This is a genomic window from Martinezella sp. CNPSo 3795, from assembly GCF_057784475.1.
Genome location: NZ_JBXSOQ010000001.1, coordinates 448,371 through 473,103, shown reverse-complemented (window position 1 = coordinate 473,103; position 24,733 = coordinate 448,371). Strand labels below are relative to the sequence as shown.

The 24,733-nt window shown below is 59.8% G+C and carries 19 protein-coding genes; 11 read left to right on the top strand and 8 right to left on the bottom strand.

The features are described 5' to 3' along the window. Nucleotides 1–4 precede the first annotated feature (4 nt). From AC13QY_RS02230 to AC13QY_RS02220, 3 genes are read left to right on the top strand one after another with little or no spacing between them, the layout of a single operon-like run. Nucleotides 5–1,279: a polysaccharide biosynthesis/export family protein gene (locus AC13QY_RS02230; protein ID WP_113329624.1), complete on the top strand. Its 1,275-nt coding sequence runs from the start codon at nt 5–7 to the stop codon at nt 1,277–1,279. Between the two features lie 8 nt (nt 1,280–1,287). Next, a complete protein-coding gene (locus tag AC13QY_RS02225) occupies nt 1,288–2,580 on the top strand; it encodes an O-antigen ligase family protein (protein ID WP_113350609.1) in 1,293 nt (430 codons plus the stop codon). Further along, nucleotides 2,577–3,584: an acyltransferase family protein gene (locus AC13QY_RS02220; protein WP_113329622.1), complete on the top strand. Its 1,008-nt coding sequence runs from the start codon at nt 2,577–2,579 to the stop codon at nt 3,582–3,584. The genes AC13QY_RS02225 and AC13QY_RS02220 overlap by 4 nt, the downstream gene beginning before the upstream one ends. Before the next feature lie 270 nt (nt 3,585–3,854). Here the strand turns inward: AC13QY_RS02220 and AC13QY_RS02215 are convergent, their stop codons facing one another. The 4 genes from AC13QY_RS02215 to AC13QY_RS02200 form a co-directional block, all read right to left on the bottom strand. Further along, a complete protein-coding gene (locus AC13QY_RS02215) occupies nt 3,855–4,826 on the bottom strand; it encodes an ABC transporter permease (protein ID WP_069610314.1) in 972 nt (323 codons plus the stop codon). 32 nt (nt 4,827–4,858) lie between these two features. After that, nucleotides 4,859–6,409, bottom strand: coding sequence for a sugar ABC transporter ATP-binding protein (locus tag AC13QY_RS02210; protein WP_113350610.1), 1,551 nt, complete (start codon nt 6,407–6,409; stop codon nt 4,859–4,861). A 95-nt stretch (nt 6,410–6,504) separates the two neighbouring features. Then, the gene (locus AC13QY_RS02205) at nt 6,505–7,494 is read right to left on the bottom strand and encodes an ABC transporter substrate-binding protein (protein WP_113350611.1); all 990 of its coding nucleotides are present in this window, start codon (nt 7,492–7,494) and stop codon (nt 6,505–6,507) included. A gap of 178 nt (nt 7,495–7,672) precedes the next feature. Further along, nucleotides 7,673–8,692: an aldo/keto reductase gene (locus tag AC13QY_RS02200; RefSeq protein WP_113350612.1), complete on the bottom strand. Its 1,020-nt coding sequence runs from the start codon at nt 8,690–8,692 to the stop codon at nt 7,673–7,675. Nucleotides 8,693–9,010: 318 nt separating this feature from the next. Between AC13QY_RS02200 and AC13QY_RS02195 the strand changes: the two genes are divergently transcribed. Continuing rightward, the gene (locus AC13QY_RS02195) at nt 9,011–9,922 is read left to right on the top strand and encodes a GntR family transcriptional regulator (RefSeq protein WP_113350613.1); all 912 of its coding nucleotides are present in this window, start codon (nt 9,011–9,013) and stop codon (nt 9,920–9,922) included. Between the two features lie 21 nt (nt 9,923–9,943). Here AC13QY_RS02195 and AC13QY_RS02190 read toward each other — a convergent pair whose 3' ends face one another. Both AC13QY_RS02190 and AC13QY_RS02185 read right to left on the bottom strand, forming a co-directional pair. Further along, entirely contained in the window at nt 9,944–12,187 is a 2,244-nt protein-coding gene (locus tag AC13QY_RS02190) for a glycoside hydrolase family 2 protein (RefSeq protein WP_113350614.1), read from the bottom strand. Nucleotides 12,188–12,384: 197 nt separating this feature from the next. After that, nucleotides 12,385–13,287 carry an AraC family transcriptional regulator gene (locus tag AC13QY_RS02185; RefSeq protein WP_113350615.1) on the bottom strand — a complete coding sequence of 301 codons (903 nt, stop codon included), beginning with the start codon at nt 13,285–13,287 and terminating at the stop codon, nt 12,385–12,387. A 210-nt stretch (nt 13,288–13,497) separates the two neighbouring features. On the opposite strand from AC13QY_RS02185, the gene melA (AC13QY_RS02180) reads away from it, so the two are divergent. From melA (AC13QY_RS02180) to AC13QY_RS02150, 7 genes are all read left to right on the top strand, one after another. Continuing rightward, on the top strand, nt 13,498–14,964 hold the full coding sequence (gene melA, locus AC13QY_RS02180; protein WP_113350617.1) for an alpha-glucosidase/alpha-galactosidase: 1,467 nt from the start codon (nt 13,498–13,500) through the stop codon (nt 14,962–14,964). Nucleotides 14,965–15,099: 135 nt separating this feature from the next. Next, complete coding sequence (locus AC13QY_RS02175) at nt 15,100–17,187, top strand: ABC transporter substrate-binding protein (RefSeq protein ID WP_113350618.1); 2,088 nt, start codon at nt 15,100–15,102, stop codon at nt 17,185–17,187. Between the two features lie 154 nt (nt 17,188–17,341). Continuing rightward, on the top strand, nt 17,342–18,352 hold the full coding sequence (locus tag AC13QY_RS02170; protein WP_152093166.1) for an ABC transporter permease: 1,011 nt from the start codon (nt 17,342–17,344) through the stop codon (nt 18,350–18,352). Continuing rightward, nucleotides 18,352–19,479 (top strand): ABC transporter permease, encoded by a 1,128-nt coding sequence (locus AC13QY_RS02165; RefSeq protein WP_113350620.1) that lies wholly within the window; start codon nt 18,352–18,354, stop codon nt 19,477–19,479. The genes AC13QY_RS02170 and AC13QY_RS02165 overlap by 1 nt, the downstream gene beginning before the upstream one ends. Nucleotides 19,480–19,492: 13 nt before the next feature. After that, nucleotides 19,493–21,163 (top strand): ABC transporter ATP-binding protein, encoded by a 1,671-nt coding sequence (locus AC13QY_RS02160; protein ID WP_145633960.1) that lies wholly within the window; start codon nt 19,493–19,495, stop codon nt 21,161–21,163. Between the two features lie 19 nt (nt 21,164–21,182). Next, nucleotides 21,183–22,553 carry an alpha-glucosidase/alpha-galactosidase gene (gene melA, locus AC13QY_RS02155; RefSeq protein ID WP_145318878.1) on the top strand — a complete coding sequence of 457 codons (1,371 nt, stop codon included), beginning with the start codon at nt 21,183–21,185 and terminating at the stop codon, nt 22,551–22,553. Nucleotides 22,554–22,731: 178 nt separating this feature from the next. Then, nucleotides 22,732–23,874: a fumarylacetoacetate hydrolase family protein gene (locus AC13QY_RS02150; protein ID WP_145318881.1), complete on the top strand. Its 1,143-nt coding sequence runs from the start codon at nt 22,732–22,734 to the stop codon at nt 23,872–23,874. A 30-nt stretch (nt 23,875–23,904) separates the two neighbouring features. Here the strand turns inward: AC13QY_RS02150 and AC13QY_RS02145 are convergent, their stop codons facing one another. Next, nucleotides 23,905–24,267 carry a type II toxin-antitoxin system RelE/ParE family toxin gene (locus AC13QY_RS02145; RefSeq protein WP_113329609.1) on the bottom strand — a complete coding sequence of 121 codons (363 nt, stop codon included), beginning with the start codon at nt 24,265–24,267 and terminating at the stop codon, nt 23,905–23,907. A gap of 2 nt (nt 24,268–24,269) precedes the next feature. Continuing rightward, nucleotides 24,270–24,521: a ribbon-helix-helix domain-containing protein gene (locus AC13QY_RS02140; RefSeq protein ID WP_112723358.1), complete on the bottom strand. Its 252-nt coding sequence runs from the start codon at nt 24,519–24,521 to the stop codon at nt 24,270–24,272. Nucleotides 24,522–24,733: the final 212 nt, after the last annotated feature.

Sequence of the window (24,733 nt, the reverse complement as noted above, 5' to 3'; positions counted from 1 at the left end):
CTGCATGATTGAATTTCGGCCTTCCAAGAGGCTTGTACGCGTCAATACATCGCTACGCTGCGCAACTATCGTTGCTCTCAGCCTTTGCGTAGCTTCCGTCTCGGCCTCGGCCGAAAACCTTCCCGGATATCATCTGGGCGTCATGGACAAGCTGCATGTGCGCGTCGCCGAATGGCAGACCGCCGAAGGCACGGTTCGTGACTGGTCCACCATTTCGGGCGATTATACGGTCGGCCCTTCCGGCTCGATATCCATTCCCTTCATCGGGGACATGCCCGCAGTCGGCAAGACCACGGATCAGATCGCCGAAGCCATCGGCCTCGGGCTGCAGAAGCAGTTCGGCCTGCGTGATCGCCCATCGGCTTCAGTTGAAATGTCGCAGTTCCGACCGATCTACCTTTCAGGGGAAGTGCAGAATCCGGGTGAATATCCGTTCGTACCCAACCTGACCGTGCTGAAAGCCGTAAGCCTCGGCGGCGGCATGCGCCGTGCCGATGCCGGACAGCGCTTTGCGCGCGATTTCATCAATGCCAAGGGCGACGCCGTCGTCTACATGGCGGAGCGCAGCCGCCTGCTGATGCGCAAGGCGCGGCTGCTGGCCGAATTGGCTGGCAAGGATGACATCGATGTGCCGCCAGAGCTCAAGCAATTGCCCCAAACGGCAAGTCTGCTCGCAAGCGAGAAAGCGCTGATGGACACGCGCGCCAAGCGCATGACGACGCAGCTAAAATCACTGGAAGATCTGAAGGCGCTCCTACAGAACGAAGTCGAGGCGCTTTCGAAAAAGAACGACACGCAGAGCCGCCAGCTCGATCTGGCCAAGGCCGATCGCGACAAAGTCGAAAGCCTGACGGAACGCGGCCTGGAGCTTGCCTCCCGCAGGATCTCCGCTGAACAACGCGCCTCCGATCTGGAAGCGACGCTTCTCGATACGGAAACCGCGTCCCTGAAAGCCAAACAGGATATCAACAAGGCCAACCAGGACGAGATCACTCTGCACAACGACTGGCAGAGCTCGTTGGCCCAGGACATGCAGGATACCGACACGCAGCTGGAAACGCTGCAGCTGAAACTGTCGACCAGCCAATCGCTCATGCAGGAAGCCGTGGCCCAATCCGCCGACGCCAGCAACCTCGATCCAAGCGGACCGGGTGTCAGCATCTCCTACACCATCATTCGTGACGAAAACGGCCAGTCGAAGGAAATTCAGGCTCAGGAGAACACGCAGGTACTGCCGGGCGACCTAATCAAGGTCACTACCGGCCTTGCCATCCGATAGGAAAGTCGATGCGGATAGCCAAATCGATCTTTGTGCGTCCAGGCAGCAACGCCACCTACGGAGCGGTGGCGATTGCTCTCTCCTTCTTCGTATTTGCCTATTCCTCCCGCTTCGGCCAGCCCTCGATTCTGCTGTACTATGCCCTCTGGTTTCCGCTCGTCATGATCGATTACCGGAACGTGCTCGGCAGCTATAATAGACAGCTCTGGCTCTTCGCATTCGGCGTTTTCACCTGCCTTTCGATTTTCTGGTCGGTCGTGCCCTCCGTGACGGCGCGCGCGGCGATCCAGTACATGACGCATATCTTCTGCGCCTTGGTCGCCATGCGCACGCTCGATATCCGCACGCTGACGCGCGGCGCGATCGCGGGCACCGCCATCGTGCTCATCTATTCGATATTGTTCGGCTATTACGCCTATGATCCGATCGACGGAAGCTACAGCTTCGTCGGCGCCTTCGATTCCAAGAACCAGCTCGGCTTTTATGCCTCGCTCGGCATCTATTTCGCCTTCGCAGCCGTCTTCGTCCTTGGCGAACGTCGGATCTGGATGCTGGGTGCAGGATTTGCCGGCCTGCTGTCCGCCTATTGCCTCCATGCTTCGGCATCGGCAACATCGGTGCTGACGACGGGACTGGTCGTAGTGTTATGCATAAGCCTGCGCGTCATCCTGTATCTGTCTCCCAAGCAGCGTAAAAGGCTGTTTGTGACAGCGGCCGTCTCCGGCGTCATCCTCGCGGTTGCCGGCGTCTATCTCGGTGCGGTCGATCTTGTTCTCGGTGCGTTTGGCAAGGATTCCACGCTTACCGGGCGTACCTATCTTTGGCAGCAGGGCATCGCGGCCGCACAGCAGAATCCTTTCTTCGGCGTCGGCTATCAAGCTTATTGGGTCCAGGGTTTCTCCGAGCCCGAGCGACTGTGGGATGAGTTCTTTATCGCCTCCCGCGCTGGCTTCCATTTCCATAATACCTATATCGAAACTACGGTCGAAACCGGACTCGTCGGCGTCTTCCTGCTCGCCTCGATCCTGCTGACGGCTTTCATCGGCCATATCAGCCGCTTTCTGAGCGACATCAGAAACGATGAATCCTACATCCTTCTGGGTGTCGCGACCCTGTTGCTGATCCGCTCTTTCGTCGAGATCGATATTCTCAATCCGTACCATGTCGGGTCCTTCCTGTTTTACTTCACAGCAGGAAAGCTTTCCATGCGAGCGCGCATGCCGGCGAACATGCCATTGCGAACGGATGAGCAGATACCATTCGCGCCGCCTGTCAACTGGGAGCCGCGAACGGGCCAATGAAGACACTCTACGGCATTCAATATCTCCGTGCCTTTGCAGCGCTCGCGGTAGTGTTCTTTCACGCAGCCGAGCGCAGCGGCGGCCATTTCCGCATCGGCGCCGCTGGCGTCGACGTCTTCTTCGTCATCAGCGGATTCATCATGTGGACCATGAGCGAGCGTCGACCGGTGACGCCGCTGCGCTTTGCGCTCGACCGGCTGCAGCGCATCGCGCCATCCTACTGGATCGTGACCGCCATCATGATTGCCGGCGCCGCCATCGGCCTGTTTCCGAACATGAAGCTGACGGCAGGTCATATCCTCGGTTCGCTGCTGTTCATTCCTGTCCGCTCGCCAAGCACGAGCGGTGATGAGATCTGGCCGGTTCTGGTGCAGGGATGGACGCTGAATTTCGAAATGTTCTTCTACGTCATCTTCGCGGCCTGCTTGTTCCTGCCGCAACGGCTGCGGCTTGCCAGCATGACGGCGATCTTCCTCGCCTTTGTCCTTGCCGGCGGCATCATCGCCTCACAGTCCCCGCTGCTTTTGACCTATACGCGGCCGATCATCCTGGAATTCGTCGCCGGCGCAATCCTCGGACGCCTCTGGCTATCCGGACACGTGCCGGGGGCGGGCCTCGGTCTTGCCCTGATCGCCGTCGCATTGTCGGGCTTTGCTGCGATCCAGATTCTCGGCCTGGACTTCAACGAGGTGACCTGCGGACCCCTCGCTGTTGCCCTCGTACTCGGCATGGTGTCGGTGGAACGCAGCGGCAAGTTGCCCTCCATCCCGCTCCTTACCTATCTCGGCAACAGCTCCTATTCGATCTACCTCTGGCACACATTGGCCATTTCGGTGGTCGTCAAGCTGATGGCGCGGATGCAGATACCCTCCGACGCCATCACCTTCGTCGCCGTCATCAGCGGCACCATTCTCGGCATCTGCGCCTACGAAGCTGTCGAAAAGCCGCTGCGCAATCTGCTGAGAAACCTGAGCTGGCAAAGATCGCGCCCTTCGCCGGCCTGAGGCCCGCGCTGCGCACACCCGTTGCGCAATATCGCGCATACGCTTGAGGACGCCTCGGTAGACCTCTCCTAAAGGACAGTTGGTTCCGGCGCAGCTTGTGCGCAGACTGATGCCTGCTTCTACCTGCAAGCCTCTAAACTGGCGCCTGCCCGGATAGGTCTAGGCCCACAGCGCTCCAAAGCGACCTTCCTTGACGACAAGCATGGGCAACAATCGAACGGGGATAGCGTCCCGCTCGATTGTCGCCCCATGCCTCGCCCTGTCCCTTTCCTAGGCCCGGCGGCGCCGCAGCTGGTCGAAATAAACGATGACGATGATCAGGACACCGGTGATAATGCGCTGCCAGAAGGAATTCAGGTTCAGCAGGTTGGCGCCATTGTTGATGGTTGCCAGGATGAAGGCGCCGATCAGCGGGCCGTAGACCGTTCCGACGGCGCCGAACAGGCTGGTTCCACCGATCACCGAAGAGGCGATCGCCTGCAACTCCCAGCCGTCGGCCTGCGTGGCATTGCCGATGGCGATACGCGAGGCAAGAAGAATGCCGACGAACGCCGCACAGGTCCCTGAAAGGATATAGGCGAGATAGATCATCCAGTTGACGTTGACGCCGGACAGACGTGCAGCCTCGCGGTTTGAGCCGACGGCGAAGAGATAGCGCCCCCAGCGGCTCAGATGCAGGAAGATCACGGCCGGGATCGCCACGAGGATCACCATCCAGAACAGGCTCGGGATTCCCAAGAAATCCGAGACAGCGAAATTGGTGAAATCATCATTGACGATATTGATCGTCGAACCGTTGGTAATCAGCAGGCCGATACCGCGAAGCGATGTCAATGTCGCGAGCGTGATGATGAAGGGTGGCAGGCCCATGCGCACGATGCCGAAACCATGGAACGCCCCGATCAGAACCCCGAACAGCAATGTGATCAGGATGGCCGCCCAGACCGGAAACCCGGCCTGCAGCAGCCAGGCGATGATGACGGTGCAGAAGCCGACGATCGCGCCTACGGAAAGGTCGATGCCCGCGGTGATGATGACGAAGGTTTGCCCAAGCGCAAGAATGGCCGTCATAGAGCCCTGACGCATCAGATTGGTGATGTTGAGCGGCGTCCAGAACTTGTCGGTCCAGAGTCCGAGCACGACCCACAGTGCCAGCAACAGCAGGATCAGCGTCAAGCTGAAGAGGATGTTCATCTTGCGCCGGGGCGCAACGGTCGGGCCTTCTGTCGTATTCGCGGCCATTTTTGTTCTCCCTCTTTAGACTTGTTTATTGTTCAGACGCCGATCGCCTCGCCGAGGACTTCTTCATGCGTCGCGGCATGGAAATCATGGCTGGCGACCAGCTGGCCGTGGCGGAAGACGTGCAGACGGTCCGCGAGCTCGTAAACCTCGGGCAGATAGGACGAAATGACGATGATGCCGGCGCCGGCGCGCAGCAGCTTGGCAAATAGCCGATAGATCTCCGCCTTCGTTCCGACATCGACGCCGACTGTCGGCTCATCGAAGATGAAGAGCTTGGCACCGTGGCTCAGCCATTTGCCGATGACCACTTTCTGCTGATTGCCGCCGGACATGGCTGAAACCAGAACCCGCCGGCTCGGTGTCTTGATGCTGAGATCGCGGATCTGCTTGTCGGCATTCGCAGCTTCACTCTTGTTGTTGATGATCGGACCGTGGCTCAGCCGCCGGAACACGGGGAGATTGATGTTGAGCCCGATCGGCAGGTTGAGGCAGAGGCCCTGATCGCGTCGGCTCTCCGGTGCCAGGGCAATACCGAGTTCCATCGCGTCACGCTCGTTGCGGATGTCGACCTTGCGTCCCTGCCAGTAGATTTCGCCTGCAGAAAGCGGCTGGCGACCATAAAGACCCAGCGCGAATTCGCTTCGGCCGGCGCCGATCAGTCCGTAAAGACCGACGATCTCGCCTGCACGGACGCTGAGCGAAACATTCTCGAAGCCGGGGCCGGAAAGGCCGCGGGCATCGAGGATGGTATCGCCGATCGGGATCTCCTCCTTGTGGTAGATCTGCTCGATGGAACGATTGATCATCAGCTTGATCAGCTCGTCCTCGTTGGTTTCGGCGATCGTGCGGGTGCCGACATGCGTGCCGTCACGCAAAACCGAGACGCGATCGGCCAGCTCGAACACCTCTTCCATGCGGTGGCTGATATAGACGATCGTTACGCCTTCGCCCTGCAGACGGCGGATCAGCTTGAACAATTGCGCCGATTCCTGGCGGGTGAGATAGGCAGTCGGCTCGTCGAAAATCAGGAATTGGGTGCCGCGCATCGCGGCTCTTGCCGTTGCCACGAGCTGCTGCTGGCCGATGGTGAGCGAGCTCAGGAGTTCGCCGGCCGGCAGTCCGAAGCCGAGATCATCGAGCACGGTTTGCGCCATCGCCACCATCTGCTTCTTGCGCATCAGGCCGAAACGATTGACTTCATCGCCAAGGAAAAGATTGGCAGCGACGGTCAGATGCGGGCAAAGCACGACTTCCTGATGCACCGCATTGATGCCGCGGGCGATTGCCTCATTCGGCGTTGCGAGCGCAACCGGATGCCCACACCAGAAAATTTCGCCCGCCGTCCTGGTGATGACGCCGGTCAGGAGCTTGATGAGGGTCGATTTGCCCGCACCATTTTCGCCGACGATCGCATGAATCTCTCCAGCCAGAAACGTGACGGTCGCCGGCTTCAGCGCCTCGACGAAGCCATAGCGTTTCTGCAGGCCCTTGAGTTCCAGGATTGGCGAGCCTGGCGGAATGCGGTTTGCTTCCGTCTTGACGGTATCGTCGTGCCGATGGCTGATTTCTTCAAGGCTCGTCATGAGGTCTCCTCCCTCTCGCACCGCCGCGCGACCGCCTCGGAGAAGCGGCCAGACGAAAAGGCCGCGCCCGCTTTGTGCAGGCGCGGCCTCAAGCCTTACTTGACCTTCGGGTTCAACAGCGCGTCGATCTTCGGATCGCTCATGTTCGCCTTGGTGACGAGGTTGGCGCCGGTGTCGACATTGGCCTCGACCTTTTCCTTCTTGGAAGCAGCGAGCGCCGTTTTGATGCCGTCATAACCCATGCGGTAAGGGTCCTGCACCACGAGGCCGGCAAGAACGCCCGACTTCAGGAAGCCGACCGTCTTGTCGTCATTGTCGAAGCCGATGACCTTGATCTTGTCGCCGAGCTTGTTTTCCGCAATCGCTTGGCCCACACCCTGCGCCATGATCAGGTTGGAAGCGAAGACGCCGACCAGCTTCGGATTGGCCGTGATCAAGTCGGTCATGATGTTGAGACCGGTCGTGGCCTGACCGTCCGCATATTTGTCGGCAACGACCTTCAGGCCCGGGTACTTGCTCTTGACCTCTTCCAGGAAGCCCTGACGGCGCTGGTCGAGAGAACCGACGCCCGGCAGGCTGGTGATGATGGCAATCTCACCCTCTTCCTTGCCGGTCATGCCCTTGATTGCGGCCGCAAGACCGTCTGCAGCGATACGGCCGCCCTGGACGTTGTCGGTCGTCAGGAACGAGACGAAGGACTTGGAATCGGCAGCAGAGTCGATACCGACGACCGGCACGGACTTGGCGGCTTCATCCACGGGCTTGCCGAGCGCCTTGAACTCGGTCGGCGAAATGACGACAGCAGCCGGCTTACCGGCAACGGCGTTTTCGAGAATGCTGATCTGACCGTTGATGTCGGATTCCGACTGTGCGCCGAGTTCCGGCACCTTCACACCGAGATCCTTGCCCGCCTGGCGAGCGCCGGCAAGAACGATCTGCCAGTAGAAGGATGTGGTATCCTTGACAATGATCGGAATGGTCACGTCGGCCGCGAAGGACTGCACGGGCATCGCCATCGCTATGATGGCAGCGCCGGCAAGGCCGGTAAAGCTGCGGCGGGATAGAAGTGACTTGGCAATTTTCATCTGCTTCTCCTCTCAACGCGCTCTGTTCTCCTGCACACCCGCCGCTGAACGCTTACGGCTCGGTATCGCAACGCCTTGCGGCATTACGCATCGCGCGGCGGAAAGGCCACCGACGCCAAAACAGGCTTTCCTCCTCTTCGAGGCCGTCTCTCCCGACGGCTCGATAGCTCCCAATCTGCTAGACTCTGACCGCCTCGTCTCCCAATGGAGGCGCGACCACAGTCAAACCTTCGAACTCCGCATAGAGACTGTCGGGAAGCCTTGGCTCCACGAGCTGCATGTTGCGGACAAGACTTTCCGGCTTCGCCGTACCGATCAGTACCGACGCCACGCAAGGGCTGCGCAGCGGGAACTGAAGCGCCGGCTGGGCAAGCGGTACACCGTGCTTGCGGGCGATCTCCTCCATCGCCCCCACCTTGGCCAGAATATCCGGCGTCGCCGGCAGATAGTCGAAATGCGCGCCAGGCACGGGGCCAGTCGCCAGAATACCGGAGTTAAAGACGCCGCCCACGATGAGCGACGTTCCCTTCTTCTCGCAAAGCGGCAGCAGCTCGGCAACGGCCGAACGATCCAGCAGGGTATAGCGGCCTGCAAGCAGAATGCAGTCGATATCAGCCGCGTTCATCACATCCAGGCAGACCGGCACTTCGTTGACGCCGAGACCATAGGCCTTGATCGCGCCGGACGACTTCAGCTCCCCCAGAGCTTTCAATCCCGACCCCAGGAGCTGCCCAAGGTAACGCTCGTTCAAGGCTTTGCCGTGCGTATAGCCGCCGATATCGTGGACATAGAGAATATCGATGCGATTGAGTCCGAGACGGGCATAGCTGAACTCGACTGAGCGCATGATGCCATCATACGAGTAGTCGTAGTCGGCATCGAAGGGCAGAGGATCGACATAGCCGTAATTCGGCACCTTGTCGGTCGGCACCGGGCGCATGAGACGACCGACCTTGGTCGACAGCACGTAACTGTCCTCGGGCTGGTCTCGTAGAAAATCACCAACGCGGCGTTCGCCAAGGCCAAAGCCATACCAGGGCGCAGCGTCGAAATAGCGAATACCGCTGTCCCAGGCGGCCTGGAGGGTTGCCATTGCCTGGTCGCGCGGACAGGCACGATAGAGGCCGCCCAGCGCCGCAGCGCCGAAGCTGATCTCCGTGACCTTGAGGGCCGTCCTGCCGATTGTTCTTATTTGCATCACCTCTCCCTTGTGATGGCTGTCACGCAATTTCCCATGAGCGCATTTCCGGCGCTCTTGTATCCCTATCGGAGCGATCCAAGCGGGCCGCTCCCATTCCTCCTTCGTCATTGGTGGCGGTCAGCTCCCGATAGTCCATCCACCAATTGATTTTGTTTTTTATCTACAATAAACATTTTGGTGTCAACGAGCAAATCGCCTGACGCCTTGGAGGAAGGTGGCCAGTGCGCTCCATCAACACTCCTGCAATTGACTGCCATTCGATCATGGTTCAGACAGCGCCGCCGGTAAAGAGCGGCGACGATACGCGAGGGGGAAATGGCAAGGCAAAACACGCTCTTCAAGGAGGCGTATAATCGCTATGCGGCGCGCCTGAAGCCCGATACCGAGCTGCCAAGCGAGCCGGAAATCGCCGCCGAACTCGGCGTCAGCCGCAGCACGGCGCGCGCGATCCTAATGCGTCTAAATGACGCCGGCATCATTCTCTGGAACAAGCGGCAGAAGACGGTTCTGCGCCGGCCGACGGAGGACGATTTCTTCCCGAAGGAAGAGACCGATTCACTCCATGACATCATCGAACGCAGTTTCATGATGCGCATCATGTCCGATGAAGCACAGCCCGGCATGCAGATCAACGAGCTGGAACTGGCGCGCGAGATCGGCACCGGTACCTCGGTCGTGCGCGAATTCCTCATTCGTTTCAGCCGCTTCGGCCTGATCGAAAAGCGACCAAACAGCCATTGGATCCTCAAGGGCTTCACCAGCGAATTTGCGCTTGAGCTCGCCGACGTGCGCGAAATGTTCGAGCTGCATTCCGCCGCCGAATTCGGCCGCCTGCCCGCCAATCACCGCGCCTGGGAGGATCTCAAAGCGATCGAGCAGGAGCATCACGCCCTGCTCGAGGATTTCGACGCGCATTACCGCGATTTCTCGCGTCTCGATGAAAAGTTTCATCTTCTCATCCATCGCGCCTCAAGGAACCGCTTCATCGCCGATTTCTACGACGTCATCGCCATCATCTTTCACTATCACTACCAGTGGAACAAGACGTTCGCCCGCGAGCGCAATGCCCGCGCCGTGACCGAACACCTCGACTATATCGAGGCCCTGCAATCACGCGACCAGCGAAGGATCGAGGCCGCGTGCCGCCGGCATCTCGCCTCGGCGCGGCAGACGCTGTTACAGTCGATCCCCCAGGGTGCGGGGGAAATTGCCGGCTCGGTCGCCTGACGGCAAGAGCCGGCTGCTCGCTCACCTCGCAGTAAAACTCAAGCTTTGGCTGGCAAAGCGCGGGGACGAGACTTCGAGGTTGATCGTCCCAGACTTGCCCGTCGCCTGCAGCCAGAAGCCCGTGGTTCCACCCTGGAATGCCACCGTTTGCGGTCCGAGGACCTTGCCCGGGCCATCGATCTTGACCGTGATGGCTTCATTGAGAAAAGCCAGACGCGAGCCGGCCTGATCGAGGGCACGCACGATGACACGCACCGTGTCACGCTCACCCGCGCGCAGAGTATCGGCATCGGCTTCCACCTGCAGCGAGGTCGGCAGCGGATTGGCGACCATATGTTGCTGCGCTACCGGCTTGCCATTGATGTAACCGGTGAAATGCACGTCCTCCCACTCCATCCCCCATACGCCGAGTTCGTCCGGTGTGAAGGATCGATGATCGAAAACGACAGGCGGGTGCGGCAAATGCGGGAAAGTTTCCCGGTCCGGGCCGAGACGCTTGGTCAGCGACCCATAGCGCAGTTCGACCTCGTCGCAGTTCGTCAGCACGATCAGCGGCAGCGCGCCGCCGATGTTGCGCTCGCCCCGCGCCCAGATCGTTACCGGCTTCATGACGATCTCTTCGGCGGGCTCGCACTGGCTGGCATAGACATAAGCGGCGAATTTCGGCTCGCGGAACATGTCCATGACGCCGTGGTAGCAGATCCGGTCACCCGAGCCGAAATCGCTATGCGTGTTGTAGTCGAACATGCACCAGCCAATGGCGCCCGATATCGACGGATCACCATAGGCGGCATTCAGGACTTCCAGATGCCGGCGGACATGCTCGGCCTGGCGCTGCTCCTGGTCATAGATTTTCGTCGGATACATATGGCCGCCGAATTCGGTAATCAGATAGGGCACATCCTTGGAGAGACCGGTATTTTCCTGCTGCGGCCTCAGCGGCGTGCGCGGCCGGTTGGCACCCGGCAGTTCCTCGTTGCCGAGGATGAAATCGTTCATCGTATAGACGTCCTCGAGCATTTCGCTCTCGGTGATATAGCGCACCCCGCCCGTCTGGCGCGTCGGATCGAGCTCGCGTGCCAGGCGGTTCGTCTCGGCGTAGAAATCGTGAGAATCCTGGGATTCGTTGATGCGCACGCCCCAGATGACGATCGAGGGATGGTTCCAGTCGCGTTCGATCATCCGACGCACGTTGCGGATCGATTCCTGCTGCCATTCCTTATCGCCGATATGCTGCCAACCGGGGATTTCCTCGAAGACCAAGAGGCCGATACGGTCGCAATGATCGAGGAACCATTTCGATTGCGGATAATGCGAAGTGCGTACGATGTTGCATTTCAGCGTACGCTTCATGATTTCGGCATCACGCTCTTGGGCGGAACGGCCCATCGCATAGCCGACATAGGGGAAGGCCTGATGGCGATTGAGACCGCGCAGCTTCAGCTTTTTGCCATTCAGCAGGAAGCCTTCCGCTGTGAAGCTCGCGGTACGGAAGCCAAAAGTCGCAGCAAGACGGTCCGCGCCGTGCTCGCTCGCAAGCTCCACTTCCGCCGAATAGAGGACGGGGTTGTCGAGCTCCCAAAGCGCAAGACCGGAAAGGCCGCTAAAGCTGAGCTTGACGCTTTCACCTGATGTGTCAGCCTCACCCGAAGCGATGGCTGCTCCGTCGGCAGAGCGCAGAGTAACAGTCACCGTACCCTTGAAAGCGAGATTTTGCGGATTGGAGATGTCGCAGCGCACCGTCGCGGATTTGTGGTCGGAAAGGACATCTGTCGTCTCGATCTTGATGTTGGCGACCGAGACGGGCGCAGCGACCTTCAGCCAGACATCGCGATAGAGTCCGGCATAGGTGAGATAGTCGATCCGACCGCCGAAAGGCGGGATCTCGGGATTCTCGCTGCCATCGATCTTGACCGTGATCAGGTTCTCACCCTTATGCAGGCGACCAGTCAGCCGCGCCTCGAACGGCGTGTAGCCATCCTTGTGGGCAACGATTTCCTCGCCGTTCAGATAGACGACGGCATCGGCCATGGCCGCATCGAAGATCAGCGATACCTCACGGCCTGCGAAGCTTTCATCCCAATTGACGATTTTCTGATAGGTGAAGGCGCGCTGATAGGATTTCTCGTCGAAATAATTGAAGGGCAGTTCGACGGCCGTATGCGGCAGAGTGACCTGCTGTCCATCCTGCGGGCGGCCGGCATCTCCGGGCGAAAACCCTTCATGAAACGTCCAGGATTCATTGAAGGCGACAACAGAACGCATATTCAATCCTATCGATTAAGCCCGTCGCATCGGATGACGAACAGATGTTGCTGGGAAGTCAGACGCGCGGCGAGGCAGGCGGGACGCCGCGGGGCGATATCTATACAGGCTCGCCGTCGTTGCGCAATGCGACGGGTTGGCGGATTTCCATTTTCAAGACAGGCAAGCGATAGCAAGAACGTCGACCTATTACGGTTCTATCGGCTCCGTGCATTCTTCGTCTCCTCGACTGGACTGCGCACCGCGGCATACATGCCCGTCGTGCGGAACTCCGTCGGATTGATGCCGTAGATGCGGCGAAACACCTTGGAGAAATAATTGGCATCGTCGAAGCCCGACATGATCGCGACTTCCTTGACCGGAATGAAGGCAGCCTTCGTCAGCAGCTTCGCCGCGCGCTGCATGCGCTGCTGTAGAACGAATTCCGCGGGTGGCACGCCTTCGCTCTCGGCAAAAACGCGCGAAAAATGCGCGCGACTGAGGCCGCCCACCTTCGCAAGCTCTTCGACCGGCAGCGGCTTGTCGAGATTGGCATTGATGTAGTCGATGACGATCTGCATGACGGATCGGTCGGCGGCAAAGGCATGCGAGCCGAAGACGTCGTCATAGAGCGCCATGGCCGCCTCATAGGCGATGGCCGAAGCCGAAGCCGGCGTCGTGGCGCCCTTGACGAGCCGAAGGCTGCAATCGGCAAGATGATCGATCGTCGCCTGCTGCAGCTTCAACACAGGACCGGCTGCGGCGAGAATCAGCCGATGAATGCGCAGCGCTTCCTCGCCGTTCATGGAAATCCAAAAATATTCCCAGCGCTCCCCCTTCTCGAGCCAGTAGCGGTGATTATGCGGCACGAGAACGAGGAGCGTGTCGCCGGCATTGACACGATAATTGCGGCTTTCATAGCGCAGGCGCCCGGTGCCACTGATCGTGTGCTGCAGCACGGTGAAGGGTGTCAGACCGCGCCGTCGTCCATCCCAATCATAGGGTTCGTCATAGCGCACTTCATATCCCGCACTGGTCGGCATGGCGTGCAATCGGTGGCGTCCGCGCGGCAGCGAAACCGTCCGCATGACCTGTCCGTTGTCGATCAATTCTTGCAGCACAAAATTACCCTCAAAAGCATAATAGTTCTCTGTTCGCCTCGGCGATTATAGGCATAATCCCGCCAGAAAACAGCGCATGCTCGCCGGCGAGGAACGGCGATCGGAGGAAAAATCTCGATTTCGGCCTGTTCCGCAACCGATACGACACTGGACGAAAATGCCGTCGATTTCCCTGCCGCTGCTTGTTCGATCGACTTGAAGGTGAGGATCATGAGTTTCAAAATCGCTATTATCGGCGCCGGCAGCGTCGGCTTCACGAAAAAGCTGTTCACCGACATTCTCTGCGTGCCGGAATTCCGCGACGTCGAATTCGCGCTAACCGACGTGAGTGAGCACAATCTGACGATGATCAAGGCGATCCTCGATCGGATCGTCGAAGCCAACAAGCTGCCGACACGCGTCACCGCCAGCACGGATCGGCGCAAGGCACTGGAGGGCGCCCGCTATGTCATCAGCTGCGTGCGGGTCGGTGGTTTGGAAGCCTATGCCGAGGATATCCGCATCCCGCTGAAATACGGCATCGACCAGTGCGTCGGCGATACGATCTGCGCCGGCGGCATTCTCTACGGCCAGCGCAACATTCCGGTCATTCTCGATTTCTGCAAGGATATCCGTGAAGTCGCCGAGAGCGGCGCCAAATTCCTGAACTATGCCAACCCGATGGCGATGAACACCTGGGCGGCCATCGAATACGGCAAAGTCGATACGATCGGCCTCTGCCACGGCGTCCAGCACGGCGCCGAACAGATTGCCGAAGTGCTCGGCGCCAAGGACAAGCGCGAACTCGACTATATCTGCTCCGGTATCAACCACCAGACCTGGTTCGTCGACCTGCGCCTCAACGGCCGCAAGATCGGCAGGGACGAGCTGATCGCGGCCTTCGAGGCGCATCCAGTCTATTCGCAGCAGGAAAAGCTGCGCATCGACGTGCTGAAGCGTTTCGGCGTCTATTCGACCGAGAGCAACGGACACCTGTCGGAATACTTGCCCTGGTATCGCAAGCGCCCCGACGAGATCAACAAATGGATCGACATGTCGGACTGGATCCATGGCGAGACCGGCGGCTATCTTCGCCACTCCACCGAGACGCGCAACTGGTTCGAGACGGAATTCCAGCAGATCCTCGACAGCGCGTCGCAACCGATCGATCCCACACGCCGCTCCAACGAGCACGCCAGCCATATTCTCGAAGCGTTGGAAACCAACCGCGTCTATCGCGGCCATTTCAACGTCAAGAACAATGGCGTCATCACCAATTTGCCTGCCGATGCCATCATCGAGTCACCCGGCTTCGTCGATCGCTTCGGCATCAATATGGTGGCGGGTATCACACTGCCGGAGGCATGTGCGGCCACCTGCATATCCTCGATCAACGTTCAGCGTATGTCGGTTCATGCCGCCATTAGCGGCGATATCGACCTCCTGAAACTTGCCGTCCTGCATGATCCGCTGGTCGGCGCCGTCGCCACGCCGGAAGAGGTCTGGCAGATGGTCGACGAAATGGTCGTCGCGGAAGCGCGCTGGCTGCCGCAATATGCACATGCCGTGGACGAGGCGAAGGAGCGCCTGTCGCGCGGCAAGGTCAAGACACGCGACTGGAAGGGCGCGGCGAGCCGCAACATTCGCTCGATCGAGGAGTTGCGCGCAGAGAAAGCAGCCTTGAAACAGGCTGGCTGACGAGCAGGCAGGCCGGAAGGTGGAGGTTGAGGCGGGATCTTAAGGGGATATCCCGCTTCAACCAGCCATCTTTCGTTTCAAAGGAGGAACGCGAGGTCTCGAACGGAACGCTCGCGATTTAGGGAGAGAGAAAAGATGAGACATTTTCGACCGATCGGCCTTTTGGCTGCGTTGACGATTGCCACATCCGCAATCGCGATCAGCGCCCATGCGGCCGACCCGACTGTGCCGCCCGTTCCACCGGTCTTTCCGGCGGAAGGAAAAATCAAATATGTCGAGCGCAACTCCATTCTGGAGTTCAAGGCGCTGCCGGAATATCACGAGCCTGCCTGGGTGACGGAGAAGTTCGTGAAGACCGGCAAACTGCCGCCCGTCAAGGATCGCCTGCCGAAAGAGCCGCTCGTGTTCAAAACCGGCAACATGCCCGACGGCATCGGTGTCTATGGCGACACGCTGCGCCATGTCATCGGCGGCCGGCCGGAAGGCTGGAACTACGGCGCCGGCCAGACGCAGGGCTGGGGCGGCATCGACATCGGCCTTTCGGAGTGCCTGACGCGCACGGCTCCCCTCTTCCAGGTGGAAGCCAAGGACACCGAACCGCTGCCGAACCTCGCCAAGAGCTGGGAATGGTCGTCGGACGGCCATAAGCTCACCATGCACCTGATCGAAGGTGCAAAATGGTCCGACGGCGCGCCCTTCAACGCCGATGACATCATGTTCTACTGGGATGACGAGGTCATCGATCCGAACGTCTCGCCGCTTGGCGGCGGTGCATCTCCGGAAGCTTTCGGCGAAGGAACAACTCTCAAGAAGATCGACGATTACACAATCGAATGGACCTTCAAGGACGCCTTCCCGAAACAATATCTCTACACGATGGCCTATCCCAATTTCTGCCCAGGCCCGTCGCATCTTTTGAAGCCGCAGCACCCGAAATATTCCAAGAACACCTACGACCAGTTCAAGAACGCCTTCCCGCCGGAATATATGAACATGCCGGTCATGGGTGCCTGGGTCCCGGTCGAATACCGTTCCGACGATATCATCGTCATGCGCCGCAATCCCTATTACTGGAAGGTCGACGAAAAGGGCAACCAACTGCCTTACCTCAACGAGCTGCATTACAAGCTCTCGACCTGGGCAGACCGCGACGTACAGGCAGTTGCCGGCTCTGGCGACCTGTCGAACCTCGAGCAGCCGGAAAACTTCGTCGCCTCTCTGAAGCGCGCCGCACAGCCCGATGCTCCTGCCCGTCTCGCCTTCGGTCCCCGCCTCATCGGCTATAATTTGCAGATGAATTTCTCTGCCAATGGCTGGGGCAGTCCGGACGAGCGTGCACAAGCGGTGCGCGAGTTGAACCGCAATGAGGATTTCCGCAAGGCCGTCACTATGGCGCTCGATCGCAAGGCGCTTGGCGAGTCACTGGTCAAGGGACCGTTCACCGCGATCTATCCGGGCGGCCTATCCTCCGGCAGCAGCTTCTATGATCGCAATTCCACGGTTTATTACCCGTTCGATCTCGCGGCGGCAAAGGCCGAGCTTGCAAAAGCGGGCCTGAAGGACACGGACGGCGACGGCATCGTCAACTTCCCGGCCGGCATCAACGGCGGCAAGGATGTCGAGATCACGCTTCTGGTCAGCAGCGACTACACCACCGACAAGAGCCTTGCCGAGGGTGTCGTCAGCCAGATGGAAAAACTCGGGCTTCGAGTGATCATAAACTCGCTCGTTGGTCCGAAGCGCGACGATGCCAATTATAGCGGCCGTTTCGACTGGATGGTCCGCCGCAACAGCACCGAGCTTGCCTCGGTCGTGCAGAATACCGAACAGCTTGCACCGGTCGGCCCCCGCACCAGCTGGAACCACCGCGCCCCGGAAAGCGGTCAGCTGGACCTGATGCCCTTCGAAAAAGACATGGTCGATGTCGTCAACAAGTTCATCACGTCGAAAGATAACGACGAGCGCGTGGCCTTGATGAAGCAGTTCCAGAAGATCTCGACCGGGCATCTCTACAATATCGGCCTGACCGAATATCCAGGCGCTCTCATCATCAACAAGCGCTTCTCCAACGTTCCTCCGGGCACGCCGATCTTCCTGTTCAACTGGGCAGAAGATTCGATCATCCGCGAGCGGCTCTGGGTGGCGGCAGACAAACAGGGCAAATACGAGCTGTTCCCAGAGGAACTGCCGGGTGCCCCAGGCAGCGCCGGCCCGATCAAATAAGGTTCCAACCAACCCCATGGCAGCCTGTATGATGCAGGCTGCCATGGGACCTGAAACATCCAGCGATCAGCTATCGCCGGGTTAAATGAAGCGCTGGCGATGTCGTTCCTGGAGAATGGGACAGTCGACAGCATCAAGAGAAGCGAACCGTCCCATGTTACGATTCCTGCTCGTTCGCATAGCCTCCGCCATTCCCGTGCTCCTGATCCTGAGCGTGGTGACGTTTGCCATCATCCAGGCGCCGCCGGGCGATTATGCCGATTATATCCGCTCGCAACTGATGAACCAGGGCGGCGCGTCCTTCGAACAGGCCGACGCCCAGGCGCAGGCCTATCGCAAGGAACATGGCTTGGACAAGCCGATGATCGTCCAGTATTTCAACTGGATCGGTGGCATCGTCACCAAGGGCGATTTCGGCTACAGCATGGTCTACAACAAGCCGGTGGCCGATGTCGTCGGCGAGCGCCTGCCGCGAACACTGGCCTTGGCGCTCGTGTGCCACATCCTGGCTTCCATTCTCGGCATCGGTTTCGGCATCTGGGCCGCAACGCGGCAATATAGCTGGATTGACAATCTGCTTGCCGGCATCTCCTTCCTCGGCATGACGGTGCCGCGCTTTCTGATGGCGCTGATCATCGTCTATCTCCTCGTCTTCCAGCTCAACGTCTCGGAGATCGGCAGCTTCTTCTCGCCGCAATATGGCGGTGCGCCCTGGTCCTGGGCCAAATTCGTCGATCTCGTCAAGCATGTCTGGCCGGTCGTCGCGATCGCCACGTTCGGCGGCCTCGCCTACAACATGCGCATCATGCGCGGCAATCTGCTCGATACGCTGAATGCCCAATATGTGGAAACAGCGCGAGCTAAGGGCCTTTCCGGCGGAGCCGTCATTATGCGCCATGCCGTGCCGAATGCGCTGCATCCTCTGATCATGTATCAGGGCGTGGTTCTGCCCTATATGCTGACGGGCGAAATCGAGACCGCGATCATCTTCACGCTGCCGACCGTCGGGCCGGCGATCGTCGGCTCGATGGCCGTCGGCGACGTCTACGTGACCGCAACCTTCATGATGGTGCTTTCGGCAACCCTCATCGTCGGCAATATCATCGCCGACGTGTTGCTTGCCCTGCTCGATCCACGTGTGCGTCAACAGGGAGGAATCCACTGATGCTCGCCTTCAGCAACTCCCCGCCGCCGCCCGAAGAGAAAATCAAGCAGAAGAGCGGCAATGAGAGCTACCTCGCCCTGGTCTGGCGTCGCCTGAAGCGCTCCTGGACCGGCATGGGCGGCCTTACTCTCGTCGTCCTGCTGCTGCTGATGGCGATCTTCGCCGAATTCATCGCACCGCTCGACCCCAAGGCGACCGACACCGGCTTCGCGCCGCCGCAGGTCATCAGCTTTCACGACAAGGACGGCAATTTCGTCCTCCAGCCTCGGGTCTACGCGCTTGCCGAGACCAGCGATCTCGATCCGGTCACGTTCCAACCGATCGTCGGACCGGATTACGATCACCCTCGCCTGCTTGGTCTCTTCGTCAAGGGTGACCCCTATCATCTCTTTGGCCTGATCCCCGGTGACCGGCATCTCTTCGGCGCCACCGACGGCGGCCCCGTTCATTTCCTCGGCACGGACAAATTCGGCCGGGATGTGCTGTCGCGCGCCATTTACGGTTCGCGCATCTCCTTGATGATCGCCTTGACGGTAGTCGCCATCGTCACCGTCGTCGGCACTGCGGTCGGCATGATATCTGGCTATTTCGGCGGCACGCTCGATGCCTGGATCCAGCGTTTCGTCGAAGTGGTACTGGCTTTCCCGCAACTGCCGCTCTACCTGGCACTGACCTCGCTGATCCCTGTGACGGCTCCGACCAACGTCTTCCTCGCCTTCGTCATCGTCGTCATGTCGGCGCTCGGCTGGGCGCAGATGTCGCGCGAGGTGCGCGGCAAGACGCTGGCTCTGGCGCGGATCGATTATGTCCGGGCGGCCATGGCGGTCGGCGCGACCGACCGGCGCATCATCCTGCAGCATATTTTCCCGAACGTCATGAGCCACGTCATCGTGACGGTCACGCTCGCGATCCCGAGCGTCGTGCTGCTGGAATCCTTCCTCGGCTTCCTCGGCTTTGCCGTCAAACCGCCGCTGATCTCCTGGGGTCTGATGCTGCAGGATACGTCGACCTATTCGGTCATCGGCTCCTATCCCTGGATCCTGACGCCCGTCGCCTTCGTTCTCGTCACCGTCTTCGCCTTCAACGCCCTTGGCGACGGCCTGCGCGACGCGATCGATCCCTATTGAGAGGAGAACGGATATGGCTCTTGCACTCGTCAATTCCTTCGCTCCCGACAGGCGACTCGATGCTGCGAACAAGACAGCCGCACCTGTCATCGACGCTCGCAATATTGCCGTCAAGTTCAAGGTCGAGGACGGCATGGTCGATGCCGTCAAAGACATCACCTTCCAGCTTTATCGCGGCGAAACCATCGCCATCGTCGGCGAATCCGGCTCGGGAAAATCGGTGACCGCCCGCACGGTGATGGGCCTGCTGACCAAACGCGCCGTCGTCTCCGACAAGTCCGCCGTGCATTACGACGGCAAGAACGTGCTGAAATTCTCGGAGCGGGCGCGCCGGCAATTGCGTGGCGACCGCATCTCGATGATCTTCCAGGAGCCGATGAGCTCGCTCAATCCGATCTACACCATCGGTAGCCAGATCGTCGAAGCGATACGGGTCCATCGCAAGGTCAGCCGCCGCGACGCGGAGAAGCGGGCGCTCGATCTCCTGAAGCAGGTTCAGATTCCCGATCCGGAAGCGCGGCTGAAACAATATCCGCACCAGCTCTCCGGTGGCCAGCGCCAGCGCGTGATGATCGCCATGGCGCTCGCCAACGACCCGGACGTACTGATTGCCGACGAACCGACGACAGCGCTCGATGTCACCGTGCAGGCGCAGATCCTGAACCTCATCCGCAACCTGCAAAAGCAGCTCGGCATGGCCGTGATCCTGATCACTCACGACCTGACGGTCGTGCGCCAGTTCTCCGACTACGTCTATGTGATGCAGCATGGCGAGATGCGCGAGCACAATACGACGGAGGCGCTCTTTGCGCGCCCGCAGCATCCCTATACGCAGCACCTGCTGACCTCGGAGCCACGCGGACAGGCAAAGCCGCTGCCGCCGAACTGCGACACGATTCTCGAAGGCAAGTCCGTCAAGGTGGCGTTCATGCTGCGGCACGGCAGCTTCTTTAAACCCGACATGCGTGAGCTCGTCGCCGTCGACAGCCTCAATATCGAGCTGCGCCGCCACGAGACGCTCGGCCTTGTCGGCGAATCCGGCTCCGGCAAGACCACCTTCGGTCAGGCGCTGCTGCGGCTGATCGATGCCGATGGCGGCGAGATTTTCTTCGACGGGCAGCCGATCCATGGCCGGTCTCGCGCCGAGATGCGGCCGTTGCGCTCGCGCATGCAGATCGTCTTTCAGGATCCTTTTTCGTCGCTCAATCCGCGCATGACCATCGGCCAGATCATTTGCGAGGGGCTGATTGTCAACAATCTCGGTTCCAACAAGGCGGAGCGCCTGGAGCGCGTCAAGGAGGCACTGGTCAGTGCCGGCATGCCGGCCAACATTCTCTCGCGCTTCCCGCATGAATTTTCCGGCGGCCAGCGCCAGCGTATCGCCATTGCCCGCGCCATCGCGCTCGAGCCGGAATTCATTCTGCTCGACGAGCCGACCTCCGCACTCGATCTTTCCGTTCAGGCCCAGATCATCGACCTCCTGCGCAAGCTGCAGGATGAAAAAGGCCTGAGCTACCTTTTCATTTCCCACGACCTCAAGGTCGTCCGCGCCCTTTGCCATCGCGTCATCGTCATGCAGCATGGCAAGATCATGGAGCAAGGGCCGGTCGAAGAGGTTCTGTCCCATCCCAAGACCGCTTACACAGAACGCCTTGTCAGAGCGGCGTTCGAAGTAGCTTCGTAGCATCCCAGGAGATTTTGACATGACAGGTACTCCCAAGATCACCTTCATCGGCGCCGGCTCGACCGTCTTCATGAAGAATATCATCGGCGACGTCTTGCAGCGGCCCGCCCTTGCCGACGCCAGGATCGCGCTAATGGACATCAATCCGCAGCGGCTGGACGAAAGCGCCATTGTTGCCCGGAAGCTGGCCTCGACGCTGGGCACCTCCGCGACGGTCGAAACCTTTACCGATCAGCGCAAGGCGCTTGACGGCGCGCACTTTGTGGTCGTCGCTTTCCAGATCGGCGGCTACGAGCCCTGCACCGTCACCGATTTCGAAGTGCCGAAGAAATATGGCCTGCGCCAGACGATCGCCGACACGCTCGGCGTCGGCGGCATCATGCGCGGCCTGCGCACGGTTCCGCATCTGTGGAAGATTTGCGAGGACATGCTCGCCGTCTGCCCGAACGCGATCATGCTGCAATATGTGAACCCGATGGCCATCAATACCTGGGCGATCGGGGAGAAGTACCCAACGATCAAGCAGGTCGGTCTTTGCCATTCGGTGCAGGGCACGGCCATGGAACTGGCGCACGATCTCGACATTCCCTACAACGAGATCCGCTACCGCTCGGCCGGCATCAACCACATGGCCTTCTATCTCGAATTCGAGCATCGTCAGCCGGATGGTTCCTATCGTAATCTCTATCCGGATCTCGTTCGCGCCTATCGCGAAGGACGCGCGCCGAAGCCCGGCTGGAACCCGCGCTGCCCGAACAAGGTGCGCTATGAAATGCTGACCCGCCTCGGCTATTTCGTCACCGAAAGCTCCGAGCATTTCGCCGAATACACCCCCTACTTCATCAAGGAGGGCCGCGAGGATCTGATCGAGAAGTTCGGCATTCCGCTCGACGAATATCCGAAACGCTGCATCGAGCAGGTGGCGCGCTGGAAGAACCAGGCTGAGGAATACCGCACGGCGGAAAAGATCGAGGTCAAGCAGTCGAAGGAATATGCCTCCTCGATCATCAATTCGGTCTGGACCGGCGAGCCTTCCGTCATCTACGGCAATGTCCGCAACAATGGCTGCATCACCTCGCTGCCTTATAATTGCGCGGCGGAAGTCGCCTGCCTCGTCGATGCCTCCGGCATCCAGCCGACCTATGTCGGCGATCTGCCGCCGCAGCTGACGGCGCTCATCCGCACGAACATCAACGTGCAGGAGCTGACCGTGAAAGCTCTGATGACCGAAAATCGCGAGCACATCTACCATGCCGCCATGATGGATCCGCACACGGCAGCCGAACTCGATCTCGACCAAATCTGGTCGCTGGTCGACGAGCTGTTGGCTGCCCATGGCGACTGGCTGCCGGAATGGGCGCGCGGCAATCGCAAGGTTCAGGCCGCGTAAAGCCACTCTCTCCCGGCTTGCGGCCCAAAAGGCCTCGCGGTGGCGCCGCGGGGCCTTACATTTTTAGCTTCCAGGAAAAGATGAAAATCCAAAATGCAGCGAATGATGCCGTCATAACAGATGGCAAAGCGGGATCGACTGCGCTAGAAACGCTCGCAGTTTGGAGGAGACGAACGACATGGCCAGCTCGAACACATTCACCACCGGAACATTCGTCGGCCGCATCTGGCGCCCGGATGTGCAAGGCCCCGCTCTCGTCACCCTTCGCGACGGCACGCTCTATGACATCACCTCGAAGGAAACGCCGACCATGCGCGACCTTCTGGAAAAAGATGATCCGGTGGCTTTCATTCGCACGCAGAAAGGCGAAGCCATCGCCAAACTCGATGATCTGCTGGCCGCCAAGGCCGACCACTCGGCCATCCACCTTCTCGCCCCCATCGACCTGCAGGCGATCAAGGCCTGTGGCGTCACCTTTGCCCGCTCGATGCTGGAGCGCGTCATCGAGGAGCGCGCAGCCGGTAATCCGGACCTAGCCGAAGCGATCCGCGGCAAGGTGACCGCACTGATCGGCGACAGTCTGCGCAATTTGAAGGCCGGTTCAGCGGAAGCGGCCAAGGTCAAGGCGGCGTTGATCGAGGAGGGTGTCTGGTCGCAATATCTCGAAGTGGGCATCGGACCGGACGCGGAAGTCTTTTCCAAATCGCAGATAATGTCGTCTGTGGGACAAGGCGCCGATGTCGGCCTGCATCCGATCTCCAAGTGGAACAATCCCGAGCCGGAAATCGTGCTGGCGGTCGACAGCCAGGGCCGGGTCAAGGGCGCCACCCTCGGCAACGACGTCAACCTGCGCGACGTGGAAGGCCGATCCGCCCTGCTCCTTGGCAAGGCCAAGGACAACAACGCCTCCTGCTCGATCGGGCCGTTCATCCGTCTGTTCGACGAGACCTATAATCTTGATGACGTGCGCAACGCCGATCTCGACCTCAAAGTCGAAGGTGAGGACGGTTATGTGCTGCACGGCCGCTCGTCGATGAAGGAAATCAGCCGCGATCCGCTCGATCTCGTCTCCCAGACCATCGGCCGCCATCATCAATATCCCGACGGCTTCGTGCTATTCATGGGAACGCTTTTCGCCCCCGTCGAGGATCGCGACACGCCCGGCCAAGGCTTCACCCACAAGGTCGGCGACATCGTCACTATTTCCAACGACAAGCTCGGTTCGCTGCGCAACCGCGTGCTTTTGTCGACCGAATGCCCGCCCTGGACCTTCGGCGCCTCGCATCTGATGCGCAATCTGGCCCGGCGGGGATTGATCTGAGACTTCAAAGGCGAATTGGCCACACCGACCCTATGCCTTGAAAGATCCCGCTCTCCCGGAAAGCGCCGCCAGATCCTCGGCAAGGCGCACGGGCAGGTCCATGCGCTCATGCAAAATGCTCATCACGCCAAGATCGCCGTTATCGAGCTCCCGGAAGAAGACATAATGATGCTCGTAGCGACTGAAATACGCCTCGTGTTTCACGTCGGCGGGAACTGCAAGACGCTGCGGAAGCTTGCGCCATATCGCCCTTTCCTCGCATAGCCGCTGCAAATGGGTATGCAAGCCGGTGATATACGTCACCGCCTGCTTCTCTCCCCATGTCTCAACTGTATCCCGCCAAATCTTGTCCTGCGCCGCATCCGCGCGCGGATAAAAGCGATACACCACCATGATCAGCGACGCGTATTGCGGCGAATGACATCTTCGGCGGAAACTGCGATAAACTCGCTGTCATCCGCGCGCATGGCCGGTGCAAGCTCCTTTTGCAGCGCATCCCACGCCTCATTACGGGTTTGAAGGTCGCGACGTATCAAGGCGCGAATGTATTCGCTGGCGTTCTCATAAAGACCAGTGTCGCCGATCTGCTGCTGAATGTGGTCTTGCAGCGCACCGCTGACCTTCACATGAATGCTACCCGACGCCATCGGAACTATCCTTCCATTCCACCTCAATTGTGGAGTTCGTAGCATATATTGTCAATATTCTTCACGGGTAAGAGCGCGCCGTATCATCGCGACGACTGTCCGGGCCACCAGCAACCTTGCCGTCGGAGCCGACGAGGCGGCAGAAAAACCCCCTCGCGAAAAAGGACGACGCAACGCCGCACCTCCCTCCGATTGGCTTGATTGGATCGCGC

Coding starts and splice junctions, on each gene's coding strand:
- AC13QY_RS02160 (WP_145633960.1), top strand. CDS start 19,493: ATGGCTCTTGCACTCGTCAATTCCTTCGCTCCCGACAGGCGACTCGAT.
- AC13QY_RS02175 (WP_113350618.1), top strand. CDS start 15,100: ATGAGACATTTTCGACCGATCGGCCTTTTGGCTGCGTTGACGATTGCC.
- AC13QY_RS02220 (WP_113329622.1), top strand. CDS start 2,577: ATGAAGACACTCTACGGCATTCAATATCTCCGTGCCTTTGCAGCGCTC.
- AC13QY_RS02140 (WP_112723358.1), bottom strand. CDS start 24,521: ATGGCGTCGGGTAGCATTCATGTGAAGGTCAGCGGTGCGCTGCAAGAC.
- AC13QY_RS02210 (WP_113350610.1), bottom strand. CDS start 6,409: ATGACGAGCCTTGAAGAAATCAGCCATCGGCACGACGATACCGTCAAG.
- AC13QY_RS02215 (WP_069610314.1), bottom strand. CDS start 4,826: ATGGCCGCGAATACGACAGAAGGCCCGACCGTTGCGCCCCGGCGCAAG.
- AC13QY_RS02190 (WP_113350614.1), bottom strand. CDS start 12,187: ATGCGTTCTGTTGTCGCCTTCAATGAATCCTGGACGTTTCATGAAGGG.
- AC13QY_RS02225 (WP_113350609.1), top strand. CDS start 1,288: ATGCGGATAGCCAAATCGATCTTTGTGCGTCCAGGCAGCAACGCCACC.
- AC13QY_RS02195 (WP_113350613.1), top strand. CDS start 9,011: ATGGCAAGGCAAAACACGCTCTTCAAGGAGGCGTATAATCGCTATGCG.
- AC13QY_RS02170 (WP_152093166.1), top strand. CDS start 17,342: ATGTTACGATTCCTGCTCGTTCGCATAGCCTCCGCCATTCCCGTGCTC.
- AC13QY_RS02230 (WP_113329624.1), top strand. CDS start 5: ATGATTGAATTTCGGCCTTCCAAGAGGCTTGTACGCGTCAATACATCG.
- AC13QY_RS02205 (WP_113350611.1), bottom strand. CDS start 7,494: ATGAAAATTGCCAAGTCACTTCTATCCCGCCGCAGCTTTACCGGCCTT.
- AC13QY_RS02145 (WP_113329609.1), bottom strand. CDS start 24,267: ATGGTGGTGTATCGCTTTTATCCGCGCGCGGATGCGGCGCAGGACAAG.
- melA (WP_113350617.1), top strand. CDS start 13,498: ATGAGTTTCAAAATCGCTATTATCGGCGCCGGCAGCGTCGGCTTCACG.
- AC13QY_RS02165 (WP_113350620.1), top strand. CDS start 18,352: ATGCTCGCCTTCAGCAACTCCCCGCCGCCGCCCGAAGAGAAAATCAAG.
- melA (WP_145318878.1), top strand. CDS start 21,183: ATGACAGGTACTCCCAAGATCACCTTCATCGGCGCCGGCTCGACCGTC.
- AC13QY_RS02200 (WP_113350612.1), bottom strand. CDS start 8,692: ATGCAAATAAGAACAATCGGCAGGACGGCCCTCAAGGTCACGGAGATC.
- AC13QY_RS02150 (WP_145318881.1), top strand. CDS start 22,732: ATGGCCAGCTCGAACACATTCACCACCGGAACATTCGTCGGCCGCATC.